Below are 25,527 nucleotides of genomic sequence, written 5' to 3' on the forward strand. Positions count from 1 at the left end.
GTTGACGAGGACGGCGCCACGCCGTCGCGGGAGGACCTTCATAGCGCACAAGGTTCGCCCGGTGCTCTTGCGAAGTCCTGAGCGGCGTCTGAGCGGACGCTGAATCGCCCACTCTCCCCGGCCCCCGACAAATCAGGACAGAACACCTACCGCCCGCGCCCCGCCGGAAACACTGTTGGCGCAACTCCCAGCATGTTCCCAGCCACCTCGGGCGCACGTCTCACAGGGACCCGCGACCGGGGCCCGCCGGACTACAGGTCGATCTGGTAGCGGATGAAGCCCCGGTTGTCGGCCACCTTGTCGTAGAGCAGCCGGGCGGTCGCGTTGGTCTCGTGGGTCATCCAGTACACCCGCTGGCACTGCCGCTCCCGCGCGAAGTCGGTGACCGCCTCGATCAGCGCCCTGGCCACCCCGCGCCCGCGCACGTCCGCCGCCGTGAACAGGTCCTGGAGGTAACAGACGTCGGGCCCGGAGGTGTTGGCGTGCACCAGGAAGTGGGTGATCCCGACCAGTCGGCCGTCCAGCCGGGCGCCCAGCGCGTGGATCTCGGTGTCCTCCTGGAAGCGGGCCCAGGCGCGGTCAAAGGTGGCCTGCGGCTCGTCGCGCCGGTAGAAGTCCAGGTAGGCCCGGAACAGCTCCGTCCAGGCCTCGCGGTCGGCGGCGGTGAGCTTCTCGATCGTCAGCATGCCCTCATTCTTCGCGACCGGCCCGCGCCGCGGAACAGGTTTCCGCGGAGCGGACACCCGGCCCGACCGGACGCCGTGTCACTTGACGTTCCGTCGGCCAACGCTGCATACGCTTGCCCCGTGACCCTGCTGATCCGCACCGACTTCACCGACCAGGCGCGCTGGGACGAGCTCCGCGCCGTCCTGGCCACCCCCACCGAGGAGGGTCTCCTCGCCGACGTCGCCCTGCTGGAACGGCCCGAGTACGCGGACCTGTCCCCCGTCCAGCTCCTCGCGCTCCTGCACTCCCCCGACCCGCAACGCCTACTGCTGCTCGCCGACCGGGAGACCTTCTCCTCCCACGAACTCCCGGTCCTGGTGGTCGACCTGCTCGCACGCCGCGAGCTGCGGGCGGTCGCGAGCCAGCTCTGGTCGGTGGAGAGCAACCTCTCGCTCGCCACCATGGACTTCGAGGAGTTCGAACGCGCGGCGGCGGAGGAGGACGGGGTGTTCCGGGGGTTCTCCGAGTTCTGACGGCTGGTCAACCAGGTTGTTTCACGTGAAACATCGACTGCCGACGGTCAGCCACCCAGCAGTCGGCGCCAGCGAGGCTGTTCGGTGACCACGCAGGCCAGCGCCAGCAGGGTCACCGGCACCGCGGCCCAGGCGGGCAGCACCAGCCAGCCGCCGGCGACCGCTGCGCCGAGTTCCATCAGCACCAGCAGGATCGTGCCCCAGCCCGGGATCGGCACCGGGACGTTGGTCTTGCCGTTGTCGCCCGGGGTGGCCAGCACCGCCGGTACGCCGATCAGCAGGACGAGCGAGGCGAGGGCGAGCCAGAGCGAGATCCGGCCCATCGCCCACGGGAAGGCGGTCCAGGCGACCAACTCGGCCAGCACGCGCAGGACATCGGGGAGCGGGTACGACTGTCTACTCATACGGAGCACTATCCTCCGGCCCCAACTCCCGCACCACCCTTGCCGGGTTGCCCACCGCGAGCACCCCGGCCGGGAGGTCCCGGGTCACCACCGAGCCCGCGCCCACCACCGTGTCGCGCCCGATGGTGACGCCCGGGCAGACGATCACACCGCCGCCGAGCCAGACGTTGTCCCCGATCGTGATCGGCTCGCCCCGCTCCCAGCCCTCGCGGCGCCGCACCGGGTACAACGCGTGGGTGGCCGCGAGCAGTTGGACGTTCGGGCCGATCTGCACATCGGCGCCGATGGTGATCTGGGCGGTATCCAGGAAGACCGCGTTGAAGTTGACGAACGTGCGGTCACCGATCCTGATGTACTGCCCGAAGTCGCAGTGGAACGGCGGCCGGATCCCGACCCCTTCGCCCAGCGAGCCGATCAGCTGCTCCAGCACCCGCTGGCGGCCGGCCGCCGTCGCCCCGGGCGCGTTGTAGGCGTCGAGCAGCCTGGCCCGCCGGCGCGAGGCCTCGGCCAGCTCCTCGTCGTCCGGGATGAACCAGCGACCCGCGAGCATCCGCTCCTTGTTGACTCCCATGCCGGATCAGACGAACCGTCAGGACCCCTCGTTCCCGCCGGACACGGCGGCCCGCAGCCGCTCCATCACCTCGCCGTCCTCCCGCCAGCCCATCGCGACGCTCTCCGCGACCCGGCGGGCCAGCCCGTCCAGCACCGGCAGCCGCGGCTCGGGCCGCAGCGGCAGCAGGGCCCGCCGGGCCCAGTGCCGCCCGTGCGGGCGCCGGTCGAAGTGCGCCGAGACCGCCTCGCGCAGCCGGTCGTCCTCGCAGTAGAAGCCGACGAACGGCGCCGCGTCCGGATCGTCCGGGTCCGCGCCCGGCCCGAGCCGCTGCCCCAGCCCGAACCCGCACCGCGGCCCGCCGGGCGCCAGCCACTCGACCCGCCCGAGCAGCACGGCCACGTGCGGCGTCCCGTCGCCGGACTCGTACTCGACCCACTCCACCGTCAGCCCCTCGCCCAGCCGGGACGCCAGCTCGTCGAGCACCGCGTGGCTGCGCTCGGGCAGGCCGGCCAGCAGCTCGCGGGCCGCCCGTCGGGCCGCCGTCATCTCCTGGACGTGGGTCAGCCAGAAGCGGGCGGCGGGTTCGTCCACCGGGTTCATCCCGAGCAGGTCCTCCAGGGCGTTCAGGTAGTCGAGGGCGACCGCCCGCCCGCGCCCCTCGCGGGCACCGCCGGCCCGGGCGGGGGCGGCGAGCGCGGCGGACAGGTCGCGGGCCAGGTCGAGCAGCGAGACCGGCCGGACGGCGGCCGACAGGGTCGGCCGCCCGCTCGGGGTGAGCTGCACCAGCACCGGGTCGGGCAGGTGCCCGAACTCCCGGGCCGGCCAGCGCTGTCCGGCCGCCCCCGGCCGCAGCCGCAGCTCCACCGCCAGGGTGAACCGCGGCGCGACCACCACAAGCCCGGGCCGGCGCTCCCGGGGCGCCGGGAGGGGTTCCACCACCGCCTCGGCCAGCACCGCGGCATCGGCGGCCAGGTCGGGCCGCCCGGCCCGGCGCAGCAGCGCGGCGAGCGGTCCGGCTCCCAGGCCGTGGGCACCCCAGGGGTCGAGCAGGAAGGCCAGGTAGCGCTCGTGCGCCTCCTCCTCGGCGCCGCGCTCCAGCACGGCCAGCCCGGTGGAGGGCCCGCGCAGCCACCGGCCGGAGGCCCGCAGCGCGGCCACTTCGGCGGCCCGCCGGCTCCACTCGTCCGCCCCCGCCGGCGTCATCCGCGCGGCTCCCTCGACTCCCGAGACTCCCACGTCATGCCCAGACTCTAGGGCCTGCCCCGGGCCGCGCACCGCCCCGCGGGGATGATCTGACGGATGGTGAGGATGCCGACCGCGGGTCCAGCGACGACGCGACGACGCGGGCGCCCCTCTCCCGTCGGCGAGGGGCGCCCGCGGCGCGGCGATGCTGCGCTCGGCGCGTCAGAGCTCCGCGCGGAAGGCCTCGGCGACGGTGAGGAAGATGTCGTTGGCCTCGGTCTCGCCGATCGTCACCCGCACGCCCTCGCCCGGGAACGGCCGGACGATCACGCCCGCGACGGCGGCCGCGGCGGCGAAGTCCATGGTCCGCTCGCCGAGCCGCAGCCAGACGAAGTTGGCCTGCGAGTCGGCCACCGTCCAGCCCTGGGCGGCCAGGGCGGCGGCGACCCGGGTGCGCTCGTCGACCAGCGCCTGCACCCGGACCAGCAGCGCGTCCTCGGCCCGCAGCGAGGCCACCGCGGCGTCCTGGGCGAGCTGGCTGACGCCGAACGGGACGGCGGTCTTGCGCAGCGCGGTGGCCACCGGCTCGTGCGCGATCGCGAAGCCGACCCGCAGGCCGGCCAGGCCGTACGCCTTGGAGAAGGTGCGCAGCACGCAGACGTTGGGGCGGTCCCGGTAGAGCTCGACGCCGTCCGGCACCCGCTCGTCGCGCAGGAACTCGCGGTAGGCCTCGTCCACCACGACCAGCACGTCGGCCGGCACCGCGTCCAGGAAGCGCTCCAGCTCGGGACGGCGGATCGCCACGCCGGTGGGGTTGTTCGGGTTGCAGACGAAGATCAGCCGGGTGCGCGGGGTGATCGCGGCCAGCATCGCGTCCAGGTCGTGCTCCTCGGCCGCGGTGAGCGGCACCGGGACGGGGGTGGCGCCGGCGACCTGGGTGATGATCGGGTAGGCCTCGAAGGAGCGCCAGGCGAAGATCACCTCGTCGCCCGGGCCGGCGGTGGAGAGCACCAGGGACTGCGCGACCGAGACCGAGCCGGTGCCGAGCGCGACGTGCTCGGCGGGCACCTCGAAGCGCTTGGCCAGCTCCTCGGTCAGCTCGGTGGCGGCCATGTCGGGGTAGCGGTTGAACGAACCGGCGGCGGAGACGGCGGCCTCCAGCACACCGGGCAGCGGCTCGTAGGGGTTCTCGTTGGAGGAGAGCTTGAAGGCCTCCGCGCCGGCGGGCTTGCCCGGCTTGTAGGTCGGGATGCCCGCCAGGCTGGGCCGAAGCCGCGGGCCCTGCGCTGCCGTACCGCTCACGATGGTGCTCCTTCAGGTGTGGACGGGGTCCGCCCGGTCGGGGCGCACTCCCGGGCCGTCTGCACGCCCCAGCGCGAGATCGCGCGCCGGTGCTGCTCGCGGCGTTCGTTCCCCGGTCGGGTGCCCTGAACGATACCGAGCGCGCTCACCCATGAGGGTGAGAGTTGCCCCCGGAACACCGCCGCAGATCAGCCATTGTCGCTCGTTCCGATGGCACATGTCAGAGGTAATCGGCCGAAATCAGACCATCGATCCAAGGGTCGGAACGAGCACTCGGCGTGGAGAAACGGTTCTTCCGAGGCCGCAAGCACCGTGGTTCGACCACCCGCTGACGCACCATACGATCGGTCCGCCATGACAGCAGCAGCCAACCAGAGCGGTCGGCGACCCACCACCTCACGACGTCTGGAGCGGGCCGGCATCCGGGACGTGGCAGCAGCCGCCGGAGTGTCGATCACCACCGTCTCCGACGCGCTGAACGGGAAGGGCCGCCTGCCCGACGAAACCCGCAGCCGGGTGCGCGAGGTCGCCGAGCGCCTCGGCTACCGGCCGTCCGCGGCCGCCCGGACGCTGCGCACCGGCCGCTCCGGACTGATCGGCCTGACCGTCACCACCTACGGCGAGGAGCCCTTCACCTTCACCGAGTTCGCCTACTTCGCCGAGATGGCCCGGGCCGCCACCAGCGCCGCCCTCGGCCGCGGCTACGCCCTGGTGGTGCTGCCGGCCTCCTCCCGGCACGACGTGTGGAGCAACGTCGCGCTGGACGGCACCGTCGTCATCGACCCCGCCGACCAGGACCCGCTGGTCAGCGAGCTCTACCGGTCCGGGGTGCCGGTGGTGAGCGACGGCAAGCCGGGCAACTGCCCGGTCACCGCCTGGGTGGACAACGACCACGAGGCCGCGGTGCTGGACATCCTGGACCACCTCAGCGCGGCCGGCGCCCGCCGGATCGGCCTGCTCACCGGCACCAGCACCGACACCTACACCCGGCTCAGCACCGAGGCCTACCTCGCCTGGTGCGCCCGGGTCGGCCAGGAGCCGGTCTACGAGGCCTACCCCGCGCACGACCCGGCGGCCGGCGCGGTGGCCGCCGACCGGCTGCTGGCCCGCCCGGACCGGCCGGACGCGGTCTACGGCCTGTTCGACCCGAACGGCACCGACCTGCTGGCCGCCGCCCGCCGCTACGGCCTGCGGGTGCCGGACGACCTGCTGCTGGTCTGCTGCAGCGAGAGCGACGTCTACGCCGGCACCGAACCGCCGATCACCACCCTCTCGCTCAAGCCGCGCCGGATCGGCACCACGGTGGTGAACCTGCTGATCGACGCGATCGAGGGGGTGGACTCCGGCACCGGGGTCGACATCGCCCGGCTCTTCCCGCCGCGCTACCGCACCGCCGGCAACGGGCCGCCGCCGGGCACCCTGATGCCCACCGAGCTGATCGTGCGGGCCTCTTCGCAGCGGCGCAGTCCCCGAACCACCGTCAGCGCGCCACGCGCCCCGGGTGAGGTCTGAACCACCTGCCGGAGCCGTCGCGCGGGGACCGGCCGCGCCGGACCGAGCCGAACCGAATCGATTGGATGCCGACCGGGTGAGGACGACGGGAGAGTGGTCTTCCTATGATGGGCGGATGACACCCGAGGACCGCTACCCCGGGCCTGAACCGGACCACTCAGGCCGACACCCGCAGCAGGACCTCGACGTGCTGCCGTACGGCTCGTACTACGAGCCCAACACCCCTGCCGAGCAACCGGGTTCGACCGGCGAGCCGGAGGGCCTGCCGGTCGGGTCCGACGCCACCCACATCGGGTACGGCGGCGCGCGCTACCTCGAACAGCACTGGCCGGTCGCCGGGCACCCGACCCCGGGCCCCGGCAGCACCCTGCCGATCTTCCGGGCCCCCGAGCTGCCGCCCGAGCTGCCCGCCGAGGCGCCCGCCCGGGTGCGCGACGAGGACCCGCCGACGATCGAGCTGGGCCCGCCGATCAGCGAGGAGGACCTGCACCGGCTGGCGCAGCTCCCGCCGCTCGGCGACCCCGGGCCGGTCGGCCCGCTCTACGTGGTCGGCGACGTGCACGGCTACCTGGAGGAGCTGATCGGCGCGCTGCACCAGCAGGGCCTGGTCGACCCGGACGGGCACTGGACGGCCGGCCGGGCCCGGGTCTGGTTCCTCGGCGACTTCACCGACCGCGGGCCGGACGGCATCGGTGTCATCGACCTGGTGATGCAGCTGGCCGCCGAGGCGGCCGCGGCCGGCGGCTACTGCCGGGCCCTGATGGGCAATCACGAGCTGCTCTTCCTCGGTGCCCACCGGTACGGCGACGAGCCGGTGCAGTCCACCGCCGGCACCGCCTCGTTCCGCGCCGCCTGGCTGCTCAACGGCGGCCAGCAGCACGACCTGGAGCGGCTGCAGGGCCACCACGTCAGCTGGCTGAAGCGGCTGCCGGCGATGGCGCTGGAGGACGGCCACCTGCTGCTGCACTCCGACACCACCGCCTACCTGGAGTTCGGCGACTCGATCGCCGAGGTCAACGACGCGGTGCACGACCTGCTGGCCGACGAGGGCGCGGACGAGTGGTGGGACGCCTTCCGGCGGTTCACCAAGCGGTTCGCCTTCCGCGGCCCGGGCGGCCCGATGGCGGCCGGCGAGCTGCTCTCCACCTACGGCGGCCACCGGGTGGTGCACGGGCACAGCCCGATCCCGTACCTGACCGGCGAGGCCAACTCGGACAGCGGCGAGCCGCCCTACGTGCCCGGGCCGTACATCTACGCCGACGAGCTGGCGGTGGCGATGGACGGCGGGGTCACCATGGAGGGCCGACTGCTGGTGGCCCGGCTGCCGGTGGACTGACCGGGCGGGCCCGGTCCCCGGTCACGGCCGGGGCCCGGACCACCGCTGCTCGTCGAGCCCGCGCCCCACCACGGTGTACGCCAGCGTGGTGTTGACCAGGCAGACCGCGCCGAAGACCGTGCCGGCCACCGCGCCCGCGACCGCCCAGAGCGCGGCCGAGGCGGCCAGGAAGACCACCGCCTTGACCACCAGCACGCCGGCCAGCGGCAGCTTCACCGTCGCCCGGGGCGCGGCGTAGCGGCCCCAGAGCACGGCGGCCAGCAGCGGCGCGCCGAGCGTGAGCAGCAGCCGCACCGCGAGGTTCGGGCCGACCGCCCAGCCCCACCAGGAGAGCGCGCCGAGTGCCGCCAGTTCCAGTAGGAACGCCAAGAGCTCGTTGGCGACCCTGATCCCCCGTCTGTCCATGCGCCGCAGCATAGGCCCTCGGGCAAATCCATTTGCCCCGGACCGCCGGCCCGCCGAGCATGGCGGGATGTCCGATCTCCTCTCGCGGGTGACCGCCTTCCGGGTCGCCTTCGCCCGCCGCCAGGCCGCCGAACTCGTCGATCTGCCGGGGGCCTTCGCGGTGCGCGACCCGGCCTTCCGGCTCTCCCAGGAGCACAACCAGCTGATCGTCGCGGGCTCCGCCGCCGGGCCGACCGGGCTGCCCGAGCCGGCCGAGCTGCCCGGGCTGGCCGAGCGGGGGCTCGGGCCGCGCCGGCGGTACCGGGTCAACGTGCTGGACGGACCGTTCGGCGAGCGGGCCGCGCCGGTGCTGGAGGCGGCCGGGTTCGCGCGGGACACCGAGCTGGTGCTGGCCCGGGAGACCGCCGGCTGCGCGCTGCCCGGGCCCGCCGCGGCGAGCGCCGAGCTGGCCGAGCTGTGCGCGGCGGTGCACGCCCAGCAGCTGCGCTGGTTCGGCGACGAGGAGTTGAGCCGTCAGCTGACCGAGCGTCGGGCGGTCCGGCTGGCCGGGGCCGAGGAGGTGCGGTTCCTCGCGGTCCGCGACCCCGGCTCGGGCGAGGTGGCCGCCTGGGCCGACCTCTACCTGGACCGGGCCGCCGGGCTGGCCCAGTTGGAGGACCTGGTGACGGCCGAACCGCACCAGGGCAAGGGGTACGGCGAGCGGCTGCTGGCCACCGGGCTGGCGCTGGCCGAGCGGGCCGGCATCCCGTGGTTCTTCCTGCTCGCGGACGCCGCCGACTGGCCGCACGCGTGGTACCGGCGGCGCGGCTTCCGGGAGATCGGGCGCAGCCACACCTTCCTGAGCAGCTGACCGGCGCGGGGGTCCACCGCATAGGCTCTGCCCCATGGCTATCCCTCCCTTCCTGGCCGAGCTGCGCGCTCTGGTCGGCACCCGTCCGCTCTGGCTCCCGGCCGCCGTCGCGGTGGTCTTCGACGAGCAGGGGCGGGTGCTGCTCGGCCGGCGGGCCGACACCGGCCGCTGGGCCCTGGTCGGCGGCATCGTGGACCCGGGCGAGCAGCCGGCCGACGCGGCCGTGCGGGAGTGCCTGGAGGAGACGGGGGTGCTGGCCGAGCCGGAGCTGCTGTCCTCGGTGACCGTCTCGCCGCTGGTGACCTACCCGAACGGCGATCAGATGCGCTACCTGGAGCTGGCCTTCCGGTGCCGCGCGGTCGGCGGCGAGGCCCGGGTCAATGACGAGGAGTCACTGGAGGTGGCCTGGTTCGAGCCGGACGAGGTCCCCGAGCTGGACGACTCCAACCAGCAGTGGCTGGCCGCGGCGCGGAGCTCGCAGGGCCGGACCTCCTACGAGTTCTCCGGTCTTGAGTCCGTACACAACTCGTGACCGGTACGTGAACCAAGCTCTCACCTGCGTGTTTGACGCACCGTCATAGACCGCTACTAAAGTATGACTTCATTATGGAGCAGGTACATGAGTCACCGCTGATGCACCGGAGCAGCCTGGCCCACGACGCCGACGACTGCCTCTTCGACCCGGCCGTCCGCGCGGTGATGGCCGAGTTCACGCTGAGCGACGAAACCCTGCACCTGGAGGCCGCCTCCGCGGTCTGCGCCGCGCGCCGCGCCGTCGAATGGCTGCGGCTGCGCGACACCCGCGGGGCGGACCTCAGCAGCGGCGCGCTGGACATCCTGCTCCGGTTGAACGCCACCACCGGCGAGGCGCTGCCCTGCACCGAACTCGCCCGCGCCGCACAGGTCGGCGAGTCGTCCGTCGACGCCCTGGTGGGCGCCCTGGAGCAGGCCGGCCTGGTAGAGCGGCTGCCCGGCACCGACGGCGCGGACTGCGCCGTCACCCGGATCACCGCCGCCGGGCGCAACTGGCTGGACTCCTACCGCCAGCCCACCCAGCGCGCCATCGCCGGCCTGTTCCACGACTTCACGCCCGCCGAGCTGGCCCAACTGCGCCACCTGGCACTGCGGATGGTGGCCAACCGCGAGCGGATGGAGCACTACCTCGACCTCACCGAGGACGCGCTCTCCTAAGACGTGCCGTCAGCGGTTCGGGTCGTACGGCGCGGCGGCCGGAGCCTGCTGGTACGGGTTCGGCTGAGCCTGGGCGCCCTGCTGGTACGGGTTGGCGTCCTGCGGCTGGGCCGGAACGCCCTGCTGCGCGAACGGCTGCTGGTAGGCGCCCTGCTGGTAGGCACCCTGCTGGTACGCGGCCTGCTGGGCCTGGACCATCGGCTGCGCCGCCGCCTGCCGACGCTTGCCGTTCATCGCGGCGATCGACCGGACGATCAGCGCCACCGGCAGGATGAACGCCTTGAAGAAGATGAAGTAGGTGCCGCCCTGGAAGATGAACGCCAGGTAGATCCCGTAGCCGACGAAGCCGACGCCGAAGACCAGGTTGACGGCCCGCATGCCCTTGCTGAGTCCGGACCCGACCAGCCCGAAGCCCACCATGGCGATACCGCTGAGCAGCAGGAGGACGACGTACCAGGAGAACATCGGCTGGTTGCTGAAGTCGAGATTCACAGACTTTCCCCGTAAGAATCAGATAAACATCAAGTCGAACGCCCGCGCACAGTACCGTGCCGCACCGTCAACTGTCGCCACCGTTATCCGCCCCAGGGGGAATCAGCATCATGACGTCGCCTCACCGCGCCCTCACCGTGACCGCCCTGCTCCCCGGCGGCCTGCTGGTGACGGGGTGCACCTCCGGTGCGCCCCGCCCGGCCTGAAGGACCCTCAGGTGACGGCCGGTTCGGACGGCCTCACGCCGAGTTCCGCACCCAGTGACGGTCAGTCGAACCGCAGCGTGCTGCCCCAGGCCGCGCCCCACCCGCTGCCGCGCCAGACGCCCAGCCCGGCGTAGGTGAAGACGCAGGTGAAGCCGACGCCCCACTCGTCCCCGTCGTCGTGCCGCAGCTCGCGGTCCGCGAAGGCGGTGCGCAGCTGCGCCTGCGGGACCACCGTGTAGGCGGAGCCGGACGAGGTCGCGAAGTGCCGCACCTCCAGCCAGCCCCGGCCCACGAACTCGACCAGCGGGGCGAGCTGCTCGTCGAGCCAGTCGGTCAGCTCGGCGCCGGTCAGCCCGTCCGGCAGGTCCGCCAGCACGCCGAACGGCCCGGTGAGCAGGCCGCTGGCCTCGCTCGCGCAGACCAGCACCTCCTGCTGCTCACGGGTGAGCCCGTCCCAGCGCGGCAGCCCGTCGGGCACCTCCTCGGGCACGGCGCTGTCCTGCCACCACTCCCGGGCGATCCCGGTGGCGTCCAGGTCGAAGCGCATCGCGGCGTCCGCGCGCCGGAACCAGTTCGCCGGCTCGGCCAGCACCTCCAGCAGCTCGGCCTCGGTCAGCACCGGATCCGTCGCGGCGGCGCTCATCCCCGTCCGCATCCGGACCACCACCAGCCCGCGCTCCGCCAGGTCCACCAGCACCGCCGCCAGCTCCGGCACCAGCACCCGTTGCTCCGCCTCGCCCAGGCTCCGCTGCACGGCCCCCGGCGCCCCGGCCCAGCGCAGCCCGGTGTTGTACTGCTCGACCGTCCCGGCCAGCCCCGACCGCCACAGCGCCTGCCGCACCAGCGTCTGCTCGGCCGGGCTCAGCGTGTCCCAAAGTTGCATGCCACGGATCATCGCACCCGACCGAACGCGAGGTCCGATTACTGCCAGCCGCACCGGACGGCCTCGGGCAGAGTCCAGTTCTGACACCGAGTCAGATCCCTTGCCCCACGATGAAAGGCAGACCCATGCACGTCGTACCCGGGCTCAAGGTGCTGTACTTCGGCACCCCGGTGGTGCTGATCACCACGCGCAACGAGGACGGCACGGCGAACCTCGCGCCGATGTCCTCCGCCTGGTGGCTGGACCAGACCTGCGTGCTCGGTCTCGGCACCAGCAGCCGGACGACCGAGAACCTGCTCCGCGAGGGCGAGTGCGTGCTCAACCTGCCCACCGCCGCACTGGTCGACGCCGTCGACCGCCTCGCCCTCACCACCGGCACCCCGGACGTGCCGGAGTTCAAGGCCGCCCTCGGCCACCGCTACGAGCCCGACAAGTTCGCCACCGCGCGCCTCACCGAGCAGCCCGCCGAACTCGTCCGGGCCCCCCGCGTCGCCGAGTGCCCGATCCAACTGGAGTGCCGGCTCCTCACCTCCCACCCCCTCGGCAGCCCCGCCACCCGCGCCACCGCCCTCCAGGTCCAGGTCCTGCGCGCCCACGTCGAGGAGGACCTGCTCATCCCGGGCACCCACTACGTCGACCCGCTCCGCTGGGACCCGCTGATCATGAAGTTCTGCGAGTACTTCGCCGGCGCCGCCAACATCCACCCCTCCCGCCTCGCCGAGGGCTGGAACATGCCCCACCACCTCACCCCGGACCCGGCCTGAGCCGGCACCGCTACCGAGGCACGTCGCGGACGCTCCGCTGGAGGACATCGGTCAGCGCCCCGGCTGCCGTGGCGAAGTCCTTGTCGTCGTGCAACACGATCAACCCGTGGTGCGCGGCGGTGGCACAGACCATCAGATCGACCGTGGAGAGCGCCCGCACGGCGCCGCCACTGCGGGCGAGCCGGAACTGGGCGGCCTCGATCCAGGCCCAGATGTTCTTCGGCAGGGGCACGTCGGGGTACAGGTCGTCGAACATCTCGCCCATCTGCTCGTAGTGGACGAGGTTGCGGGCGGAGCGGCGGAACTCGGTGCGCTGCGGCGCGCAGGATCCGATGACACGCAGGTCGATGTCCTCTCCCCAGGCGTCGTTCAGGTCCTGCTCACGTAGCAGGCGCCACACGGCGGAGGAGTCCACGAGGTACCGGATCACTCCGGTCCCCGCTTCTCCGCGTCGTGGAGCTCCTGCCACCCCTCGTAGTCCCACTCCTGGGCCGCCCGCATGTGTCGGGCGCGCTGGGCCGCGCGTTCATGCCTCTCCGCGTACTCGCGGAGGGCGGTGTTCACCACGTCCTTCTTGGTAGCACCCGCGGAGAAGCGCAGGGCCTTCGCCAATGCGTCGTCATCCAGATCGATCGTCGTCACGCTCATACATGCCTCCGATATATAAGACCAACAACATCTCTGAATATAGCAGCGCCGACCGGAGCGGCCCCGGAAACGCACCAGGCCCTGGTGCCTCCGGAGGTCGGACACCGCCCGTGCGGGGGCTTTCCCCACCCCCGATCCGGGTGCGGCCGCCATCCTCAACGGCCCTGCGCCGGGCCAGGCTTGGAGCACTGACCGCACCGGGAGGGCCCGGGCGCCGTGCTGGAGGACAAGGTGACTGCTGTGACGATCGGCTCGTGGGGAGTGCGGACCGGGGTGGCCCGACGGGTCGTCAGGACGGTCCGGGCAGGGCTGCTCCTGCTGCTCGCCGCCGTGCTGGCGGTGCTGGTGCCCGCGGCGGTGCCCGCGTCCGCCGCGACGGGGGCCGGGGCCGGGACCGACGACCCGAGCCGGACCGCGGTCTCCTTCAGCAGCGCCGACGGCACCGTGCTGCACGGGATCGTGCTGGCCCCGCACAGAGCGGCCGGGGCCCGCGGGCCCGGGCTGGTGATGGTCGGCGGGGCCGGTCCGGTCAAGGCGGCCGACCTGCAGGACGCCGCCGCGGCCTACGCACGGCGCGGGATCACCACGCTGGTCTACGACAAGCGCACCGCCGGGTACTCGACCACCCACCGGGACTACGGGAAGCTCGCGGACGACGCCCTCGCCGCGCTCGCCGTGCTGCGGGCCCGGCCGGACGTGCAGCCCTCCCAGGCGGGCCTGTGGGGGCTGTCGGAGGGCGCGTGGGTGGTGTCGCTGGCCGCCTCCCGGTCCGCCGACGTGGACTTCCTGATCACCGCCGGCGCCGTCGGGATCACCCCGGCGCGCCAGCAGGCCTGGTCGTACGGCGGCTTCCTGCGCCACGCCGGTGTGTCGGGGTCGCTCCTGCCGACCATGCAGGTGACCGCGATCCGGCAGCTCGTCGGCGCCGGGCTCTTCCCCGAGGCCGACTACGACCCGGTGCCGGTGTGGCAGCGGGTGCACCAGCCCGTGCTGGCCGAGTGGGGCGCCCTGGACCGCGAGGCGGCCCCGGCCGAGAGCGAGCCGATCATCCGTCAGGCGCTCGACCGCGCGGGCAACACCCACTACACGTTCCGCACCGTGCCCGGCGTCCGGCACAACCTGGAACTGACCCACGCGGACGGCTACGACCGGCCCGACCAACTGCCCGGCGACTACGCCGCCTACGAGACGGCCTGGATCGACCGGCTGAGCACCGGCCTGCCCGCGGTGTCCGTCGACCCGGCGCCCCACCAGGACGCGCCGAGCCGGCCGCTGGCCCCGCTCGCCTGGTACGAGCGGGTCTGGCTCCAGGCCCTCGCCACCGGCGTGATCCTGCTCGGCTTCACCGGCTACCTGCTCACCGGCACCGCCCGCCGGCTGCGCCGCCGCCCGCGCCCCGCCGACCTGCCGCGCGCGGCCCGCTGGGCGGCCCTGGCCGGCACGGCGGCCACCCTGGTCTCCCTCGGCTACCTGCTCTTCCTGGCGATCACCGCCGCGGGCATCACCGGCCCGGTCCTGCTCGGCCGCCCCGTCGTCTGGCTGGCCGTCCAACTCCTCGCCGTGGCAACCGTCGTGGCGTCCGGCTGGGCCGCGGCCGGCGCCCTGCGCGGGCGCCGGGCGCTGACCGCCGGCTCCCGGACCAGGCTCGGCCTGCTGCTCACGTCGAGCGCGGTCTTCCTCCCCTGGGCCCTCTACTGGGGCCTGCTGCTGCCCTGACCGCAGCCGTCCACCGCGTCGGCGGCGGCGAGCAGGACCTCCGCCGCCCCGGTGCGGACGTACAGCACGAAGCGGCCGCTGCGAGCGGCCGCTTCGGTGCGCGTTAGCTGTGCCAGACCATGCTGCCCGCGGCCGCTCGCCGCGGAGTAGCCTCGGAGACATCCAGGGCATCCCGCATTCCGGTCCCGTTCCGGCTTCGTTCTGGGTGAAGGACAGGCCGGGGAACGGTGAACGCCGTGACCACTCACACCCGACAACCGGCGGGGCCCGGCCAAGGCCTCACGGTCGCCGACGCCATGGCTCCCTGCGACTACCAGATCGCCGACGACAGCACCGTCGACCGGGCGAACGACATCCTGCACAGCGCCCACGTCGAGTACCTACTGGTCCGCGACCACAACGGCCGCTGCGAGGGCCTGGTCACCCGCACCGCCCTCCACCCCTTCCTGACCCGCTCCTGGTACACCGAGCGCACCGCCATCAGCTCCACCCGGCACCAACGCGGCCCCTTCGCCTGGCCGACCATGGACCTGTCCCTGGCCGCCACCGCCATGCGGCTCAAGCACCTCGCGGTCTGGCCGGTGGTCGACGACGACGGCTTCCTCCTCGGCGTCCTCACCGCCGACCACGCCGCCGGCCTCCTCGCCACGACCGCAGCAGCAGCAACCGCCGCGTGATCGCACGGCAGCCCTCAGCTGCCTCCTGACTGGTCCTCATCGAGCCGATCAGGGGCGGATCGAGGCGAAGACCTCGATCTCGCACTTCGCCGCACCGCTGCGTTCGATCCTCGCATCGCTGGTGATCAGCGGTACGCCCAGTGCCTCTGCCAGGGCGACGTACTGGGCGTCGTAGGTGCTGAGGTTGGCGTGCAGCTTCCTCACCCGGTCCCAGAAGGGCAAGGTGTCCAGCTTGGCGATGGGAAGCATCCGGTACGCCGCGATCGCCCTCTCCACCTCCTTCTCGGTGAGCTTGCCGCCGCGGTGCATGCCGAGGAGGGCCGACTGGATCTCGTAGTCCAGGAGAGTGGGCGCGTAGACGTCCCCGGCCTCGGCCACCCGGCTGCGCACGCGCTCTCCGTCGGAACCTTGGGCAGCGAGCACCACGACGAGTGCCGAACAGTCGATGACGATCAACGCCCGGCTCGCCCCTCGTCGATGGCGGCGAGGACATCGGCTGTGCTGATGGTGGCAGTGGCCTCCCGGTTCAGCCGGTTCATCATCTCCGCCATCGTGGGCTTCGACGTCTCCCGGGCGATCAACTCCTGCATGAACGCCTGGAGCGACTTGCCGGCCTGGGCTGCGCGGACCTTCAGGGTCTGAATCTGGTCGTCCGGGACGTCCCGGATGGTGAGAGCCGTCATGTCTGCATTTTAGCTTCCCCATCTGCAAAATGCAGACCCGGATACCAGCCCGCCGAGCCGCCCCGGGAAGCCCCCTCCTGCCTCCCGGAGCAGCGGCCGGCGCGGCCGGGAGCAGGACGGTGCTCCCGGCCGGACCGGCGGGGGGTGGTGGTCAGTCCGCCAGGGGCAGGTAGACGCGGTTGCCCTGGGCGGCGAACTCGGCGGACTTCTCGGCCATGCCGGCCAGTGCGTCGGCGTCGAACTCGGTGGCCACGGCCGACGAACCGTCACCGTGCTCGTCGCGGATCTTCTGACTGATCTTCATCGAGCAGAACTTCGGCCCGCACATCGAGCAGAAGTGCGCCGTCTTCGCGGGCTCCGCCGGGAGGGTCTCGTCGTGGAAGGCGCGGGCCGTCTCGGGGTCGAGGGCCAGGTTGAACTGGTCCTCCCAGCGGAACTCGAAGCGGGCGTCGGAGAGCGCGTCGTCCCAGGCGGAGGCGCCGGGGTGGCCCTTGGCGAGGTCGGCGGCGTGGGCGGCGATCTTGTAGGTGATCACGCCGGTCTTGACGTCGTCGCGGTTGGGCAGACCCAGGTGCTCCTTGGGCGTGACGTAGCAGAGCATCGCGGTGCCCCACCAGGCGATCATCGCGGCGCCGATGCCCGAGGTGATGTGGTCGTAGCCGGGCGCCACGTCGGTGGTGAGCGGGCCCAGGGTGTAGAAGGGGGCCTCGTCGCAGATCTCCTTCTGGAGATCCATGTTCTCCTTGATCTTGTTCATCGCGACGTGGCCGGGGCCCTCGATCATCACCTGGACGTCGCGGTCGCGGGCGATCCGGCCGAGCTCGCCGAGGGTCTTCAGCTCGGCGAACTGGGCCTCGTCGTTGGCGTCCGCGGTCGAGCCCGGGCGCAGGCCGTCACCGAGCGAGAAGGTGACGTCGTAGGCGCGCAGGATGTCGCAGAGCTCCTCGAAGTTCGTGTAGAGGAAGTTCTCCTGGTGGTGCGCCAGGCACCAGGCGGCCATGATCGAGCCGCCGCGCGAGACGATGCCGGTCTTGCGACGGGCCGTCAGCGGCACGTACCGCAGCAGCACGCCGGCGTGCACGGTCATGTAGTCGACGCCCTGCTCGCACTGCTCGATGATGGTGTCGCGGTAGACCTCCCAGCTCAGCTCCTCGGCCTTGCCGTCCACCTTCTCCAGCGCCTGGTAGAGCGGCACGGTGCCGATCGGCACGGGGGAGTTGCGCAGGATCCACTCGCGGGTGGTGTGGATGTTGCGGCCGGTGGAGAGGTCCATGACGGTGTCGGCGCCCCAGCGGGTGGCCCAGGTCATCTTCTCCACCTCCTCCTCGATCGAGGAGGTGACGGCCGAGTTGCCGATGTTGGCGTTGATCTTGACCAGGAAGTTGGTGCCGATGATGGCCGGCTCCACCTCCGGGTGGTTGACGTTGACCGGGATCACCGCGCGGCCGCGGGCCACCTCGTCGCGGACGAACTCCGGCTGCAGGCCCTCGCGCAGGGCCACGAACTCCATCTCGGGGGTGACGATCCCGCGCTTGGCGTAGCCGAGTTGGGTCACCGCGACGCCGTCGCGGGCGCGCAGCGGGCGGCGCGGGCGGCCGGGGAAGACGGCGTCCAGGTTGCGCAGGTCGCCGCCGCGCGGCGAGGTGTGCCGGATCCCGTCGTCCTCCGGGCGGCCCTCGCGGCCGTCGTACTCCTCGACGTCGCCGCGCTGGCGGATCCACGGGTCGCGCAGCGCGGGCAGGCCGCGGCGCACGTCGGGCTGGTGGTCGGGGTCGGTGTACGGGCCGGAGGTGTCGTACAGCGGCACGACGGCACCGTTGGTGAGGTGCACCTCGCGGAAGGGGACCCGCAGATCGGGGCGGGATCCCTCGCGGTAGGCCTTGCGCCAGGCCGGGGTCGGGTAGCCCGAGGTGGCGGAGCCGACCGTACCGGGGCGTGCGTCATCAATGCTGGTCATCAGACCTTCTACTCCCTACGCCGGCATTACCCGGTCCAGGTTCCTGCGGTCGGCGCAGCCGTTGGCCCGTCCGTCGACGTGCCGTTCAGCGCCCTCTCAGCCCGGTGCTCCGAGCTCCCGTTGACAGGCGGATGCCTGCCCAAAGACGTCCCACACGGTAGCCGCAGCTCAGCGGAGCGTCCAGTGGGGGTCCGCCGGGCGAACGGGGCACCCCGATCTGTCGCCGTGTCGGCTGCCGGGAGCACACTGGGGGATCACGCACGTCGAAGGGGGGAGCACAGCATGATCGGATACACCGGCCGGGTCACCGGCAAGGTCGGCCAGGGCCTGGTCGGCGAGGTGATGGTGCACGTGCCGGAGCGGGTGGGCAGCGAGGCCTTCCTCGCGTACCTGGCGGTGCCGGGCGAGCCGCTGCCGGTCGGCACCACCGTGGTGGTGGTCGAGTACCAGCCGCCGCGCACGGTCTTCGTGGCCTCCACCTCCGTCTGACCAGCGGTCAGCCGGGGCCGGAGCGTCCGTGGTTCGTCACCGGTGCGTGACAACCGCGACGACACGCCGCCCCCGGCTTCCCAACCGGAGCGATCGAGCGCAGAATCCTGCTCGCCACCGCGTTCCGCGCAATCCTGCACAACCGAGCGCAGCCACGGAGCGGTGCGCCCTGAAGGGGGAAAGAGCCGATGTTGATCGGCATCATCGCGGCGGCCGTCGCCGCCGTCATCGTCCTGATCGTTCTCTTCAAGCTCTGCTGGCGGGTCGCCGAGCCGAACGAGGCACTGATCATCTCCGGGTCCAGGCACCGCACCGAGGGGGTCGGTGAGGGCCTGGGCTTCCGCGTCGTCACCGGTCGCGGAACCCTGGTGACCCCGGGCATCCAGGCCGTCCGCAAGCTCTCGCTGGACCTCAACGAGGCCGACCTGGACGTCGAGTGCGTGACCTCGCAGGGGATCCCGCTGCAGGTCAAGGGCGTGGTGATCTTCAAGGTCGGGGACGACACGGTCTCCATCGCGAACGCCGCCCGCCGGTTCCTGGACCAGCAGAAGTTCATGGGCCAGCGGGTGCACAACGTCTTCGCCGGTCATCTGCGCTCGATCGTCGGCGGTCTGACGGTCGAGGAGATGATCCGCGACCGCGAGCGGCTGACCGGCGAGACCCGGGCCGCCTCCGGCTCCGAGATGGAGAAGCTCGGCCTGATCATCGACTCGCTGCAGATCCAGGAGATCCTGGACCCGACCGGCTACATCAAGAACCTGGCCGCCCCGCACGCCGCCGCCGTCCAGCGCGACGCCCGCATCGCGGCCGCCGCGGCCGACCGGGAGGCCACCGAGGCCGAGCAGGAGTCCTTCGCCCGCAAGGCCGAGGCGACCCGCAACTCCGGCATCCAGCAGGCCGGTTACCAGGCCGAGATGGACACCGCCGCGGCCCGCGCGCTGCAGGCCGGCCCGCTCGCCGAGGCCGCCGCCCGGCAGGAGGTCGTGGTCCAGGAGACCAAGGTCGCCGAGCTGGAGGGTCTGCGCAAGGAGCAGCAGCTGCAGGCCGAGGTGCGCAAGCCGGCCGACGCCCGCGCCTACGAGACCCGCACCAAGGCCGACGCCGACCGCGACGCCCGGATCTCGGCCGCCCAGGCGCAGGCCAAGGAGACCGAGCTGAAGGCCGCGGCCGAGGCCAACCGGGTCAAGATCGCGGCGGTCGCCGAGGCCGAGGCCACCAAGGCCCGCGGTCTGGCCAGCGCCGAGGCCACCCGGGCGACCGGTCAGGCCGAGGCCGCGTCGGCCGAGGCGAAGGGTCTGGCGGCGGCCGAGGCGGCCCGCGCGCTGGGTCTGGCCGAGGCCGAGGCGATCAAGGCCCGGGCCGCGGCGCTGGCCGAGAACCAGGAGGCCGTGGTCGCCCAGCAGCTCGCCGAGAACTGGCCGGAGATCGTCCGGGCCGGCGCCGACGCCTTCGGCAACGTCGAGCACATGGTGCTGCTGAACGGCGCCGAGGGCATGGGCGAGATGTTCGCCAAGGCCCTCACCATGGGCGGCACCGGCCTCGGCCTGGCCCGCCAGCTGCTCGGCTCGATGGCTCCCGGCACCGGCACCGCTGCCGGCTCCGCGGAGCCGGTGCCGGCCGCGCCCGCGAAGCCGACCGCCCAGTCGATCCCGGTCCAGTCGGACCCGACCGACTGACGCTCCGCCGAGCAGCACTCAGGCCGGCCCCCGTACGCGGGGACCGGCCTGACGCACACTCAGCGCCGGTTGGCGGCGGCCAGCGCGGCGAACGCCGCCTTCGGCCGCCACCCGCCCTCCGGCAGCATCGCCACCACCCCGTAGGAGCCGAGGTCGATGTCGTGCTCCGGGTCCTCGGGCCGGTGCACCGCGTCGAAGGCGGCGAAGGTGAACCAGAACGCCGAGTCCACCCCGGCCCGTTCGAAGACCGCCAGCAGCTCCTCCAGGTAGCGCACCTGCTCCTGCTCGTCCCGCACCACCGGCTCGGTCACCCGGGCCGGCTCCGCCTCGCTGTCCACGACCGCCCAGCCCATCCCGCCCCGGGCCCCGGCACCCTGGTAGGCGCAGCAGCCGAACTCGGTGACGGCGACCGGCAGCTCGGCGGCGAACGCGCGCTCCAGCAGCCGCTCGTAGTGGTCGGCGTTGTGCGCGTCCCGGTAGGCGTCCACACCGACCAGGTCGAAGCCGCTCCAGTCGAGCTGCTCCCAGACCCCGGAGGCGTAGCTCACCCGGCCGCCGAACTCGGCCCGCACCTTCGGCAGCAGCCGGGCGAAGAAGGCGTCCAGCCGCCGGCCGGCGTCGGCCAGCGGGGTGCGGTCCGGGGCGATCAGTGCGGCCAGCCGCGGGCCGAAGCCGTCGCCGGGGATGAACCCGTCGGCGAAGAGGGTCAGTTCGCAGCCGAGCAGCAGCACCACCTCGGCCCCGGCGCGCCGGATCCGCTCGGCCCGCCGCGCGCAGTCCAGCAGCAGCGGCACCAGGTCGGCCTCCCCGAGGTTGCACGGGAACGGTGCGAACCAGACCTCCAGGCCCTGCTCGGCGGCCGCCTCGGCGGCCAGTTCGAGCCGCTCGGGCAGCGCCCCGGAGATCCGCACCGCGGTGCAGTGCAGCTCCTCGGCGATCACCCGCATCTCCTCGCGCACCTCGGCCGGTTCGAACCGGCTCCGGGAGAGGTCGCCCATCGGTGCGAACCCCGTGTCGTAGTTGATCCCCTTGCCCCGCACCGCACTCACTCCCCGTTCTTCGTGTACTCGGCGATCAGCTGCTTCATCCGCTGGGTGGACGGCCCGGTGACCATGGAGGCCAGCCAGATCGCGCCGATCAGCAGGACGGTCGGCAGCCAGGCCATGGTGGCCAGCGGCAGGGTGTAGGCGCCGACCACCCGGGCGGCGCACTCCAGCACCAGGGCCAGGCCCCAGACCAGCGAGAAGACCCGCTCGGCCCGGCGGAAGGCGGCGGAACCGGCCGCGGCGAGCCCGGCCGATCCGTGGCCCAGCGCCTCGAAGGCGGCCTCGCGGGCCGCGTCCCCCTTGGTCAGGAAGGGCCGCAGGCCCACGCTCATCATCGGCCGGCCGCGCAGCACCGAGAGCAGGATGCCGATCCCGATCGAGCTGCTGACCAGGCCGTCCTTGGCGATCATCAGCCGCGGGTCGCCGGTGATGAAGGTGGTGAGCAGGCCCACCACGTTGACCCCGAGGATCAGCGCGGCGAAGGCGTTCACCTTGCCGGAGCGCAGCAGCCCGTAGATCGTGCGGACGGCCGGGATCACGCTGGAGACGATCAGCGCGGGCACCAGGCCGACCCCGAAGCCGCGCGCCGCGTAGTAGGCGGCCAGCGGCAGTGCGACGTCCACGACCAGCGGCAGCAGCGCCTCGACCAACGGGTTGCGCGCCTTGACCGCCGCGGCCGGCTCGGCCTGCTCGGCCTGCTGGGTCTGCTGGGCTTGCTGGACCGGCAGTTCGGTGGTGCTCATCATCCTGATCCCTTCCCCGTCCTCCCTGACGAGATCAAGATTCCCAGCTGGGCTGATCCACCGTCAGTGCCCTGCGTCCGGGGCTCCGCATGACAGCTGTCACCCCGCACGGGTGACGGGAACGCCGAGCGCCCGCCCCCCGAGTGGGGGCGGGCGCCTGGGCGGATGGGTGCGGGCCGGGGTCAGCCCTTGGCCGCCTTCTTCACCAGCACCACCACCGCGGCGGCGATGCCGACCACGACCAGGATCTTGACCCCGAACCAGACCAGCGCGCTGACCACGCTGAAGATCGCCCCGATGATGTTGAACGCGATCACCAGCAGGATGATCGGGACGACGATGTTGCGCACCCAGCCGGGCAGCGACTTCCAGATCTCAGCCATCTCCGTTACCTCTTCTTCCGTTCGGGTCGGCCTTGCGGTGCCGCACCCTGTCCGCTTCCGGTACTTCGATCGTAGGAGGGCGGGGGAGCGGAAACGAGCGGATCCGCCCCGGAGAGAACCCGGATAAAGCCCTGAGGGACCCTCCTCGGGTTGGCCCTCAGACCGGCCAGCGCTCACCGCGCCAGGCGGCGTCCCAGAACATCCACTCGTACCGCGTGGTGGTGGTGAAGTGCTGGTGCACGCGCCGCCGTTCCGCCTCCGAGAGCTGTTCGCCGAGCCGGTCGGTGAGCGCCAGCACCCGGCGCACCACGGACTGGAAGGCCTCGTCGCCGTAGGTGGCGATCCAGCGGGCGTAGAGCGGGTCGGGGGACGACTTGGCCAGCAGCTCCTCGCCGACCCTGGCGTAGATCCAGTAGCAGGGCAGCACGGCGGCCACCGCCTCGGCGAACGAGCCGCCGTAGCAAGTGGCCAGCAGGTAGCTGGTGTAGGCGCGGGTGGTGGGCAGCACCGGCTCGGCCGCCGCCTGTTCGGCGCTCTCGCCGAAGGCGTCCAGGAACTCGGCGTGCATGCCCTGCTCGGCGGCGAGCGCGCCGATCGCGTCGTCCGCGAAGGCCCGCACCTCGGCCTCGCCGGGGGCCTTGGCGGCGCACACGGCCAGCGCCCGGGCGTAGTCGCGCAGGTAGTGCGAGTCCTGCACCACGAAGTGCCGGAAGGCCTGCCGGGGCAGGGTGCCGTCGGTCAGGCCGGCCAGGAACGGGTGCGCGAGGATCTCGGCGTAGACCGGCTCGACGGCCGCCCACAGCTCCTCGGTCAGCGTCTGCGTCTGCGTCATGCGTTCGACCTTAGCCAACCCGGTGTTCGGCCCGGATCAGCTCTCCGACAGGGGAGACGGCCTCAGCTCTCCGGCGGGGAGAACACCACCAGCACCCGCAGTTCCTCGGTGATGTGGTGGAACCGGTGCGGCACCCCGGCCGGCACGAAGACCACGCTGCCCCGGCCGACCGTGGTGGTCTCCTCGCCCACGGTCAGGTAGGCCCGGCCGCTCACCACCTGGTAGAGCTCGTCCTGCTGGTGCGCGGTCTGGGTGTCGGTCTCGCCGGGCGCCAGTGCGTAGAGCCCAACCGACATGCTGCGTTCACGCAGGAACCGCAGGTAGGCGCCCTCCTCGGCCGCCCGCTCGGCATCCAGCTGGTCCAGTCGGAAAACCTTCATCGCCGCGCCCCACTCCCAAAGGTTCGTGCCTCGGATGCTTCCGCCGACCGCCCGAGCCTGCCACCATGCACAGGCATGAAGCACTTCGTTCTGAAGACCCTGATCAACGCCGCGGCAATCTGGGTGGCCGCCTGGCTGGTCAAGGGGATCACGCTGTCCCGTGGTTCCTTCGGCAAGCAGGCCCTGACCGTGGTGGCGGTCGCACTGATCTTCGGGGTGGTGAACTGGCTGATCAAGCCGCTGGTGAAGTTCTTCTCCTTCCCGCTGTTCATCCTGACCCTGGGGCTGATCACCTTCGTGATCAACGCGCTGATGCTGTGGCTGACCTCGTTCGCCTCGGACCGGCTGAAGCTGGACTTCCACGTCGAGGGGTTCCTGCCGGCGCTCTTCGGCTCGCTGATCATCAGCCTGGTGGCCTGGGGCCTGCACCTGGCGATCGACGACAAGGACTGACCGACCGTTGGACCGCACGGCCCGTCCCCGGACTTCCGGGGGCGGGCCGTTCGCGCGTGCTCAGCCGGCGTTCTCGCAGCCCCGGCTGAGGATGTCGGCGAGCTCGGCCTCCAGCGAGCCGGCGGCCAGCTCCGCGCCCATCGGCACCAGCCGGTCGGCCCGGTTGAGGAAGGCGACCAGCGGGGCGGCGGTGCAGCGCAGCAGCGCGTCGCCCTCCGGCGAGCGGAGCAGCAGGCAGACCTCGCCGTCCCCGGTCGGGTGGATGTGCACGTCGCCCTCGCCGCTCGGCGCGCTCACCCCGTCCAGCAGCAGCTCCCGGCCGAACACCCAGGTCACCGGGGCGTCCCCGGGCAGGTGGAAGGTCAGCCGGACCGCGTAGGGGTCGGCCGCGTCGTACTCAAGGTCCGCCACGAGCCGGAAGGACAGCTCGGCGGACACCACCAGGCTCATCACCACGTGTCCCTGGACTGTGCTCTGCATGCGCCAGTACCTCTCGTTCCGCCCGGCTGGTCCGCACCTGGTGGCGGCCTGGTGCCGGGCATGCCGTTCGCTTCGTCTGCTGTGCCGGTGCGTCGCCGTGCGCGCGGTCGCCTGGTCCGCCGCGCCGGCTGACACCATCGTCCACGTATGGGTGAGACGTGGACAAGCCGTGCTTTTTCAAATGGTGAACGAGGCGCCGAAGGTTCCCGCCAGGCCGTTGATGCTGGTCAGCAGGGTGTCGGCGGTTCGGGCCAGTCGGCCCTCCTGCTCGATCGGCAAAGAGATGGCAATGGTCCCGACGGTCGCTCCGCAGGCCAGCGGGACGGCCGCGCAGACCGTCCCGACCGCGTACTCCTGGTGCTCGAAGACCGGCCCGGGCGCGGGTGCGGCGAACCGGCGCAGCAGCACAGACGCCTCGGTCGTGGTGGCGGCGGTGAGCTCGACCGGGCGGTGCCGGGCCAGGTGGTCCCGGCGCTGCTCCCCGGTGAGCTGGCCCAGCAGGCACTTGCCGATCGCGTGGGCGTGCGCGGTCGCCCTGAAGTCGGCCCACTCGGCCACGGCCGGGCGGCGCTCGGAGGCGGCGACCTCGACCAGCTCGACCTCGCCCTCCCGGTAGACCGCGAAGTAGACGGCCGCGTCCAGCTCGTCGCGCAGCTCGGCCAGCGCGGCCCGGAGCCGGCGGCGGGCCCGCTGCCGGTCCTCGGCCCGGCTGATCCCGGCCACCGAGGCGCCGTAGTAGAACCGGCCGTCGGCGCGCCGCAGGTAGCCCTCGTGGGTCAGGGTGCGCAGCAGGTGGTAGGTGGTGCCGAGCGGGAGGTCGGCGGCCCGGGCCAGTTGTTTCGCGGTGGCGCCCTGGAGGAAACCGCCGACCGCCTCCAGCAGTCGCAGCGCGCGCTGCACCGAGCCGATCAGGGTGGGGCCGGAGCCGGGGGGCCGGGTACCGATCGAACTCGCGGTGTGCCGCACGGCCACGCTCAGCCCCCAACCCCGGTCTTGATGGTCCGTAAGCCAATCGGAAGAGTTTGATCCGCTTCGTCCGGCCCGGCTCATTGCAGCACAGCGCTCCGGCGGTCGCAATCACGTGT

Annotated in this window: 32 protein-coding genes; 12 read left to right on the forward strand and 20 right to left on the reverse strand. The window is 72.6% G+C overall.

Features of this window, described 5'->3' with window-relative positions; translation table 11 throughout:
• Positions 1–251 precede the first annotated feature (251 nt).
• The gene (locus FHX73_RS12500; protein WP_145905080.1) at positions 252–686 is read right to left on the reverse strand and encodes a GNAT family N-acetyltransferase; all 435 of its coding nucleotides are present in this window, start codon (positions 684–686) and stop codon (positions 252–254) included.
• A gap of 120 nt (positions 687–806) precedes the next feature.
• On the opposite strand from FHX73_RS12500, the gene FHX73_RS12505 reads away from it, so the two are divergent.
• Complete coding sequence (locus FHX73_RS12505; RefSeq protein WP_145905081.1) at positions 807–1,199, forward strand: DUF6924 domain-containing protein; 393 nt, start codon at positions 807–809, stop codon at positions 1,197–1,199.
• 47 nt (positions 1,200–1,246) lie between these two features.
• Here FHX73_RS12505 and FHX73_RS12510 read toward each other — a convergent pair whose 3' ends face one another.
• The 4 genes from FHX73_RS12510 to hisC form a co-directional block, all read right to left on the reverse strand.
• On the reverse strand, positions 1,247–1,603 hold the full coding sequence (locus FHX73_RS12510; protein WP_145905082.1) for a hypothetical protein: 357 nt from the start codon (positions 1,601–1,603) through the stop codon (positions 1,247–1,249).
• Positions 1,596–2,174 carry a sugar O-acetyltransferase gene (locus tag FHX73_RS12515; protein WP_145905083.1) on the reverse strand — a complete coding sequence of 193 codons (579 nt, stop codon included), beginning with the start codon at positions 2,172–2,174 and terminating at the stop codon, positions 1,596–1,598. Before FHX73_RS12515 ends, FHX73_RS12510 begins: the two co-directional genes overlap by 8 nt.
• Before the next feature lie 18 nt (positions 2,175–2,192).
• Positions 2,193–3,359 (reverse strand): hypothetical protein, encoded by a 1,167-nt coding sequence (locus FHX73_RS44605; RefSeq protein ID WP_170304898.1) that lies wholly within the window; start codon positions 3,357–3,359, stop codon positions 2,193–2,195.
• Between the two features lie 201 nt (positions 3,360–3,560).
• On the reverse strand, positions 3,561–4,640 hold the full coding sequence (gene hisC / locus FHX73_RS12525) for a histidinol-phosphate transaminase (protein ID WP_145905084.1): 1,080 nt from the start codon (positions 4,638–4,640) through the stop codon (positions 3,561–3,563).
• Between the two features lie 354 nt (positions 4,641–4,994).
• On the opposite strand from hisC, the gene FHX73_RS12530 reads away from it, so the two are divergent.
• A complete protein-coding gene (locus FHX73_RS12530; RefSeq protein ID WP_145905085.1) occupies positions 4,995–6,152 on the forward strand; it encodes a LacI family DNA-binding transcriptional regulator in 1,158 nt (385 codons plus the stop codon).
• A gap of 115 nt (positions 6,153–6,267) precedes the next feature.
• Complete coding sequence (locus tag FHX73_RS12535; protein ID WP_145905086.1) at positions 6,268–7,488, forward strand: metallophosphoesterase; 1,221 nt, start codon at positions 6,268–6,270, stop codon at positions 7,486–7,488.
• A 21-nt stretch (positions 7,489–7,509) separates the two neighbouring features.
• On the opposite strand, the gene FHX73_RS12540 is transcribed toward FHX73_RS12535, so the two are convergent.
• Positions 7,510–7,893, reverse strand: a complete 384-nt coding sequence (locus tag FHX73_RS12540) for a YrdB family protein (RefSeq protein WP_145905087.1) — start codon at positions 7,891–7,893, stop codon at positions 7,510–7,512.
• 67 nt (positions 7,894–7,960) lie between these two features.
• Between FHX73_RS12540 and FHX73_RS12545 the strand changes: the two genes are divergently transcribed.
• The 3 genes from FHX73_RS12545 to FHX73_RS12555 all read left to right on the forward strand — a co-directional run bounded on the left by FHX73_RS12545 (position 7,961) and on the right by FHX73_RS12555 (position 9,934).
• Entirely contained in the window at positions 7,961–8,743 is a 783-nt protein-coding gene (locus FHX73_RS12545) for a GNAT family N-acetyltransferase (protein WP_246213487.1), read from the forward strand.
• A gap of 34 nt (positions 8,744–8,777) precedes the next feature.
• Positions 8,778–9,275: an NUDIX hydrolase gene (locus tag FHX73_RS12550; RefSeq protein ID WP_145905089.1), complete on the forward strand. Its 498-nt coding sequence runs from the start codon at positions 8,778–8,780 to the stop codon at positions 9,273–9,275.
• Between the two features lie 101 nt (positions 9,276–9,376).
• On the forward strand, positions 9,377–9,934 hold the full coding sequence (locus FHX73_RS12555) for a MarR family winged helix-turn-helix transcriptional regulator (protein ID WP_211786182.1): 558 nt from the start codon (positions 9,377–9,379) through the stop codon (positions 9,932–9,934).
• Positions 9,935–9,943: 9 nt separating this feature from the next.
• Here FHX73_RS12555 and FHX73_RS12560 read toward each other — a convergent pair whose 3' ends face one another.
• Positions 9,944–10,426: a hypothetical protein gene (locus tag FHX73_RS12560; protein ID WP_145905091.1), complete on the reverse strand. Its 483-nt coding sequence runs from the start codon at positions 10,424–10,426 to the stop codon at positions 9,944–9,946.
• Positions 10,427–10,693: 267 nt separating this feature from the next.
• Positions 10,694–11,515 carry a hypothetical protein gene (locus tag FHX73_RS12565; RefSeq protein WP_145905092.1) on the reverse strand — a complete coding sequence of 274 codons (822 nt, stop codon included), beginning with the start codon at positions 11,513–11,515 and terminating at the stop codon, positions 10,694–10,696.
• Between the two features lie 125 nt (positions 11,516–11,640).
• Here FHX73_RS12565 and FHX73_RS12570 point away from each other — a divergent pair, with 125 nt between their 5' ends.
• The gene (locus FHX73_RS12570) at positions 11,641–12,279 is read left to right on the forward strand and encodes a flavin reductase family protein (RefSeq protein WP_145905093.1); all 639 of its coding nucleotides are present in this window, start codon (positions 11,641–11,643) and stop codon (positions 12,277–12,279) included.
• Positions 12,280–12,289: 10 nt separating this feature from the next.
• On the opposite strand, the gene FHX73_RS12575 is transcribed toward FHX73_RS12570, so the two are convergent.
• Positions 12,290–12,709, reverse strand: coding sequence for a PIN domain-containing protein (locus tag FHX73_RS12575; protein WP_145905094.1), 420 nt, complete (start codon positions 12,707–12,709; stop codon positions 12,290–12,292).
• Positions 12,706–12,927, reverse strand: a complete 222-nt coding sequence (locus FHX73_RS12580; RefSeq protein ID WP_145905095.1) for a type II toxin-antitoxin system VapB family antitoxin — start codon at positions 12,925–12,927, stop codon at positions 12,706–12,708. Before FHX73_RS12580 ends, FHX73_RS12575 begins: the two co-directional genes overlap by 4 nt.
• A 240-nt stretch (positions 12,928–13,167) precedes the next feature.
• Here FHX73_RS12580 and FHX73_RS12585 point away from each other — a divergent pair, with 240 nt between their 5' ends.
• On the forward strand, positions 13,168–14,643 hold the full coding sequence (locus FHX73_RS12585; protein WP_211786183.1) for an alpha/beta hydrolase family protein: 1,476 nt from the start codon (positions 13,168–13,170) through the stop codon (positions 14,641–14,643).
• A 236-nt stretch (positions 14,644–14,879) separates the two neighbouring features.
• On the forward strand, positions 14,880–15,320 hold the full coding sequence (locus FHX73_RS12590; RefSeq protein ID WP_145905096.1) for a CBS domain-containing protein: 441 nt from the start codon (positions 14,880–14,882) through the stop codon (positions 15,318–15,320).
• Between the two features lie 48 nt (positions 15,321–15,368).
• On the opposite strand, the gene FHX73_RS12595 is transcribed toward FHX73_RS12590, so the two are convergent.
• The 3 genes from FHX73_RS12595 to thiC form a co-directional block, all read right to left on the reverse strand.
• Positions 15,369–15,776 carry a type II toxin-antitoxin system VapC family toxin gene (locus tag FHX73_RS12595; RefSeq protein ID WP_145905097.1) on the reverse strand — a complete coding sequence of 136 codons (408 nt, stop codon included), beginning with the start codon at positions 15,774–15,776 and terminating at the stop codon, positions 15,369–15,371.
• Positions 15,773–16,003: a FitA-like ribbon-helix-helix domain-containing protein gene (locus tag FHX73_RS12600; RefSeq protein WP_145905098.1), complete on the reverse strand. Its 231-nt coding sequence runs from the start codon at positions 16,001–16,003 to the stop codon at positions 15,773–15,775. The genes FHX73_RS12595 and FHX73_RS12600 overlap by 4 nt, the downstream gene beginning before the upstream one ends.
• 151 nt (positions 16,004–16,154) lie before the next feature.
• The gene (gene thiC / locus FHX73_RS12605; RefSeq protein WP_145905099.1) at positions 16,155–17,960 is read right to left on the reverse strand and encodes a phosphomethylpyrimidine synthase ThiC; all 1,806 of its coding nucleotides are present in this window, start codon (positions 17,958–17,960) and stop codon (positions 16,155–16,157) included.
• Positions 17,961–18,242: 282 nt separating this feature from the next.
• On the opposite strand from thiC, the gene FHX73_RS12610 reads away from it, so the two are divergent.
• Both FHX73_RS12610 and FHX73_RS12615 read left to right on the forward strand, forming a co-directional pair.
• On the forward strand, positions 18,243–18,449 hold the full coding sequence (locus FHX73_RS12610; protein ID WP_145905100.1) for a hypothetical protein: 207 nt from the start codon (positions 18,243–18,245) through the stop codon (positions 18,447–18,449).
• A 188-nt stretch (positions 18,450–18,637) separates the two neighbouring features.
• Positions 18,638–20,125 carry an SPFH domain-containing protein gene (locus FHX73_RS12615; RefSeq protein ID WP_145905101.1) on the forward strand — a complete coding sequence of 496 codons (1,488 nt, stop codon included), beginning with the start codon at positions 18,638–18,640 and terminating at the stop codon, positions 20,123–20,125.
• A gap of 59 nt (positions 20,126–20,184) precedes the next feature.
• Here FHX73_RS12615 and FHX73_RS44610 read toward each other — a convergent pair whose 3' ends face one another.
• From FHX73_RS44610 to FHX73_RS12640, 5 genes are all read right to left on the reverse strand, one after another.
• Positions 20,185–21,165: a glycoside hydrolase family 113 protein gene (locus FHX73_RS44610; protein ID WP_170304899.1), complete on the reverse strand. Its 981-nt coding sequence runs from the start codon at positions 21,163–21,165 to the stop codon at positions 20,185–20,187.
• Between the two features lie 5 nt (positions 21,166–21,170).
• On the reverse strand, positions 21,171–21,914 hold the full coding sequence (locus FHX73_RS12625) for a VC0807 family protein (RefSeq protein ID WP_246213488.1): 744 nt from the start codon (positions 21,912–21,914) through the stop codon (positions 21,171–21,173).
• A 182-nt stretch (positions 21,915–22,096) separates the two neighbouring features.
• On the reverse strand, positions 22,097–22,297 hold the full coding sequence (locus tag FHX73_RS12630) for a DUF5326 family protein (RefSeq protein WP_145905102.1): 201 nt from the start codon (positions 22,295–22,297) through the stop codon (positions 22,097–22,099).
• A 157-nt stretch (positions 22,298–22,454) separates the two neighbouring features.
• Entirely contained in the window at positions 22,455–23,129 is a 675-nt protein-coding gene (gene tenA / locus FHX73_RS12635; protein WP_145905103.1) for a thiaminase II, read from the reverse strand.
• A gap of 62 nt (positions 23,130–23,191) precedes the next feature.
• Positions 23,192–23,509 carry a cupin domain-containing protein gene (locus FHX73_RS12640; RefSeq protein ID WP_145905104.1) on the reverse strand — a complete coding sequence of 106 codons (318 nt, stop codon included), beginning with the start codon at positions 23,507–23,509 and terminating at the stop codon, positions 23,192–23,194.
• Positions 23,510–23,584: 75 nt separating this feature from the next.
• Here FHX73_RS12640 and FHX73_RS12645 point away from each other — a divergent pair, with 75 nt between their 5' ends.
• Entirely contained in the window at positions 23,585–23,962 is a 378-nt protein-coding gene (locus FHX73_RS12645) for a phage holin family protein (protein WP_145905105.1), read from the forward strand.
• Positions 23,963–24,022: 60 nt separating this feature from the next.
• Here FHX73_RS12645 and FHX73_RS12650 read toward each other — a convergent pair whose 3' ends face one another.
• Entirely contained in the window at positions 24,023–24,442 is a 420-nt protein-coding gene (locus tag FHX73_RS12650) for an SsgA family sporulation/cell division regulator (RefSeq protein ID WP_145905106.1), read from the reverse strand.
• A gap of 177 nt (positions 24,443–24,619) precedes the next feature.
• Entirely contained in the window at positions 24,620–25,414 is a 795-nt protein-coding gene (locus FHX73_RS12655; RefSeq protein ID WP_246213489.1) for an IclR family transcriptional regulator, read from the reverse strand.
• Between the last annotated feature and the right edge of the window lie 113 nt (positions 25,415–25,527).

This window comes from Kitasatospora viridis, assembly GCF_007829815.1.
Taxonomy (GTDB): Bacteria; Actinomycetota; Actinomycetes; order Streptomycetales; family Streptomycetaceae; genus Kitasatospora; species Kitasatospora viridis.

Excerpts from the sequence above, each read along its gene's own strand:
- FHX73_RS12500 (WP_145905080.1), bottom strand. The coding sequence starts at position 686 with ATGCTGACGATCGAGAAGCTCACCGCCGCCGACCGCGAGGCCTGGACG.
- FHX73_RS12510 (WP_145905082.1), bottom strand. The coding sequence starts at position 1,603 with ATGAGTAGACAGTCGTACCCGCTCCCCGATGTCCTGCGCGTGCTGGCC.
- FHX73_RS12515 (WP_145905083.1), bottom strand. The coding sequence starts at position 2,174 with ATGGGAGTCAACAAGGAGCGGATGCTCGCGGGTCGCTGGTTCATCCCG.
- FHX73_RS44605 (WP_170304898.1), bottom strand. The coding sequence starts at position 3,359 with ATGACGCCGGCGGGGGCGGACGAGTGGAGCCGGCGGGCCGCCGAAGTG.
- FHX73_RS12530 (WP_145905085.1), top strand. The coding sequence starts at position 4,995 with ATGACAGCAGCAGCCAACCAGAGCGGTCGGCGACCCACCACCTCACGA.
- FHX73_RS12535 (WP_145905086.1), top strand. The coding sequence starts at position 6,268 with ATGACACCCGAGGACCGCTACCCCGGGCCTGAACCGGACCACTCAGGC.
- FHX73_RS12540 (WP_145905087.1), bottom strand. The coding sequence starts at position 7,893 with ATGGACAGACGGGGGATCAGGGTCGCCAACGAGCTCTTGGCGTTCCTA.
- FHX73_RS12545 (WP_246213487.1), top strand. The coding sequence starts at position 7,961 with ATGTCCGATCTCCTCTCGCGGGTGACCGCCTTCCGGGTCGCCTTCGCC.
- FHX73_RS12550 (WP_145905089.1), top strand. The coding sequence starts at position 8,778 with ATGGCTATCCCTCCCTTCCTGGCCGAGCTGCGCGCTCTGGTCGGCACC.
- FHX73_RS12555 (WP_211786182.1), top strand. The coding sequence starts at position 9,377 with ATGCACCGGAGCAGCCTGGCCCACGACGCCGACGACTGCCTCTTCGAC.
- FHX73_RS12565 (WP_145905092.1), bottom strand. The coding sequence starts at position 11,515 with ATGCAACTTTGGGACACGCTGAGCCCGGCCGAGCAGACGCTGGTGCGG.
- FHX73_RS12570 (WP_145905093.1), top strand. The coding sequence starts at position 11,641 with ATGCACGTCGTACCCGGGCTCAAGGTGCTGTACTTCGGCACCCCGGTG.
- FHX73_RS12580 (WP_145905095.1), bottom strand. The coding sequence starts at position 12,927 with ATGAGCGTGACGACGATCGATCTGGATGACGACGCATTGGCGAAGGCC.
- FHX73_RS12600 (WP_145905098.1), bottom strand. The coding sequence starts at position 16,003 with ATGACGGCTCTCACCATCCGGGACGTCCCGGACGACCAGATTCAGACC.
- thiC (WP_145905099.1), bottom strand. The coding sequence starts at position 17,960 with ATGACCAGCATTGATGACGCACGCCCCGGTACGGTCGGCTCCGCCACC.
- FHX73_RS12610 (WP_145905100.1), top strand. The coding sequence starts at position 18,243 with ATGATCGGATACACCGGCCGGGTCACCGGCAAGGTCGGCCAGGGCCTG.
- FHX73_RS12615 (WP_145905101.1), top strand. The coding sequence starts at position 18,638 with ATGTTGATCGGCATCATCGCGGCGGCCGTCGCCGCCGTCATCGTCCTG.
- FHX73_RS12625 (WP_246213488.1), bottom strand. The coding sequence starts at position 21,914 with ATGAGCACCACCGAACTGCCGGTCCAGCAAGCCCAGCAGACCCAGCAG.
- FHX73_RS12630 (WP_145905102.1), bottom strand. The coding sequence starts at position 22,297 with ATGGCTGAGATCTGGAAGTCGCTGCCCGGCTGGGTGCGCAACATCGTC.
- tenA (WP_145905103.1), bottom strand. The coding sequence starts at position 23,129 with ATGACGCAGACGCAGACGCTGACCGAGGAGCTGTGGGCGGCCGTCGAG.
- FHX73_RS12640 (WP_145905104.1), bottom strand. The coding sequence starts at position 23,509 with ATGAAGGTTTTCCGACTGGACCAGCTGGATGCCGAGCGGGCGGCCGAG.
- FHX73_RS12645 (WP_145905105.1), top strand. The coding sequence starts at position 23,585 with ATGAAGCACTTCGTTCTGAAGACCCTGATCAACGCCGCGGCAATCTGG.
- FHX73_RS12650 (WP_145905106.1), bottom strand. The coding sequence starts at position 24,442 with ATGCAGAGCACAGTCCAGGGACACGTGGTGATGAGCCTGGTGGTGTCC.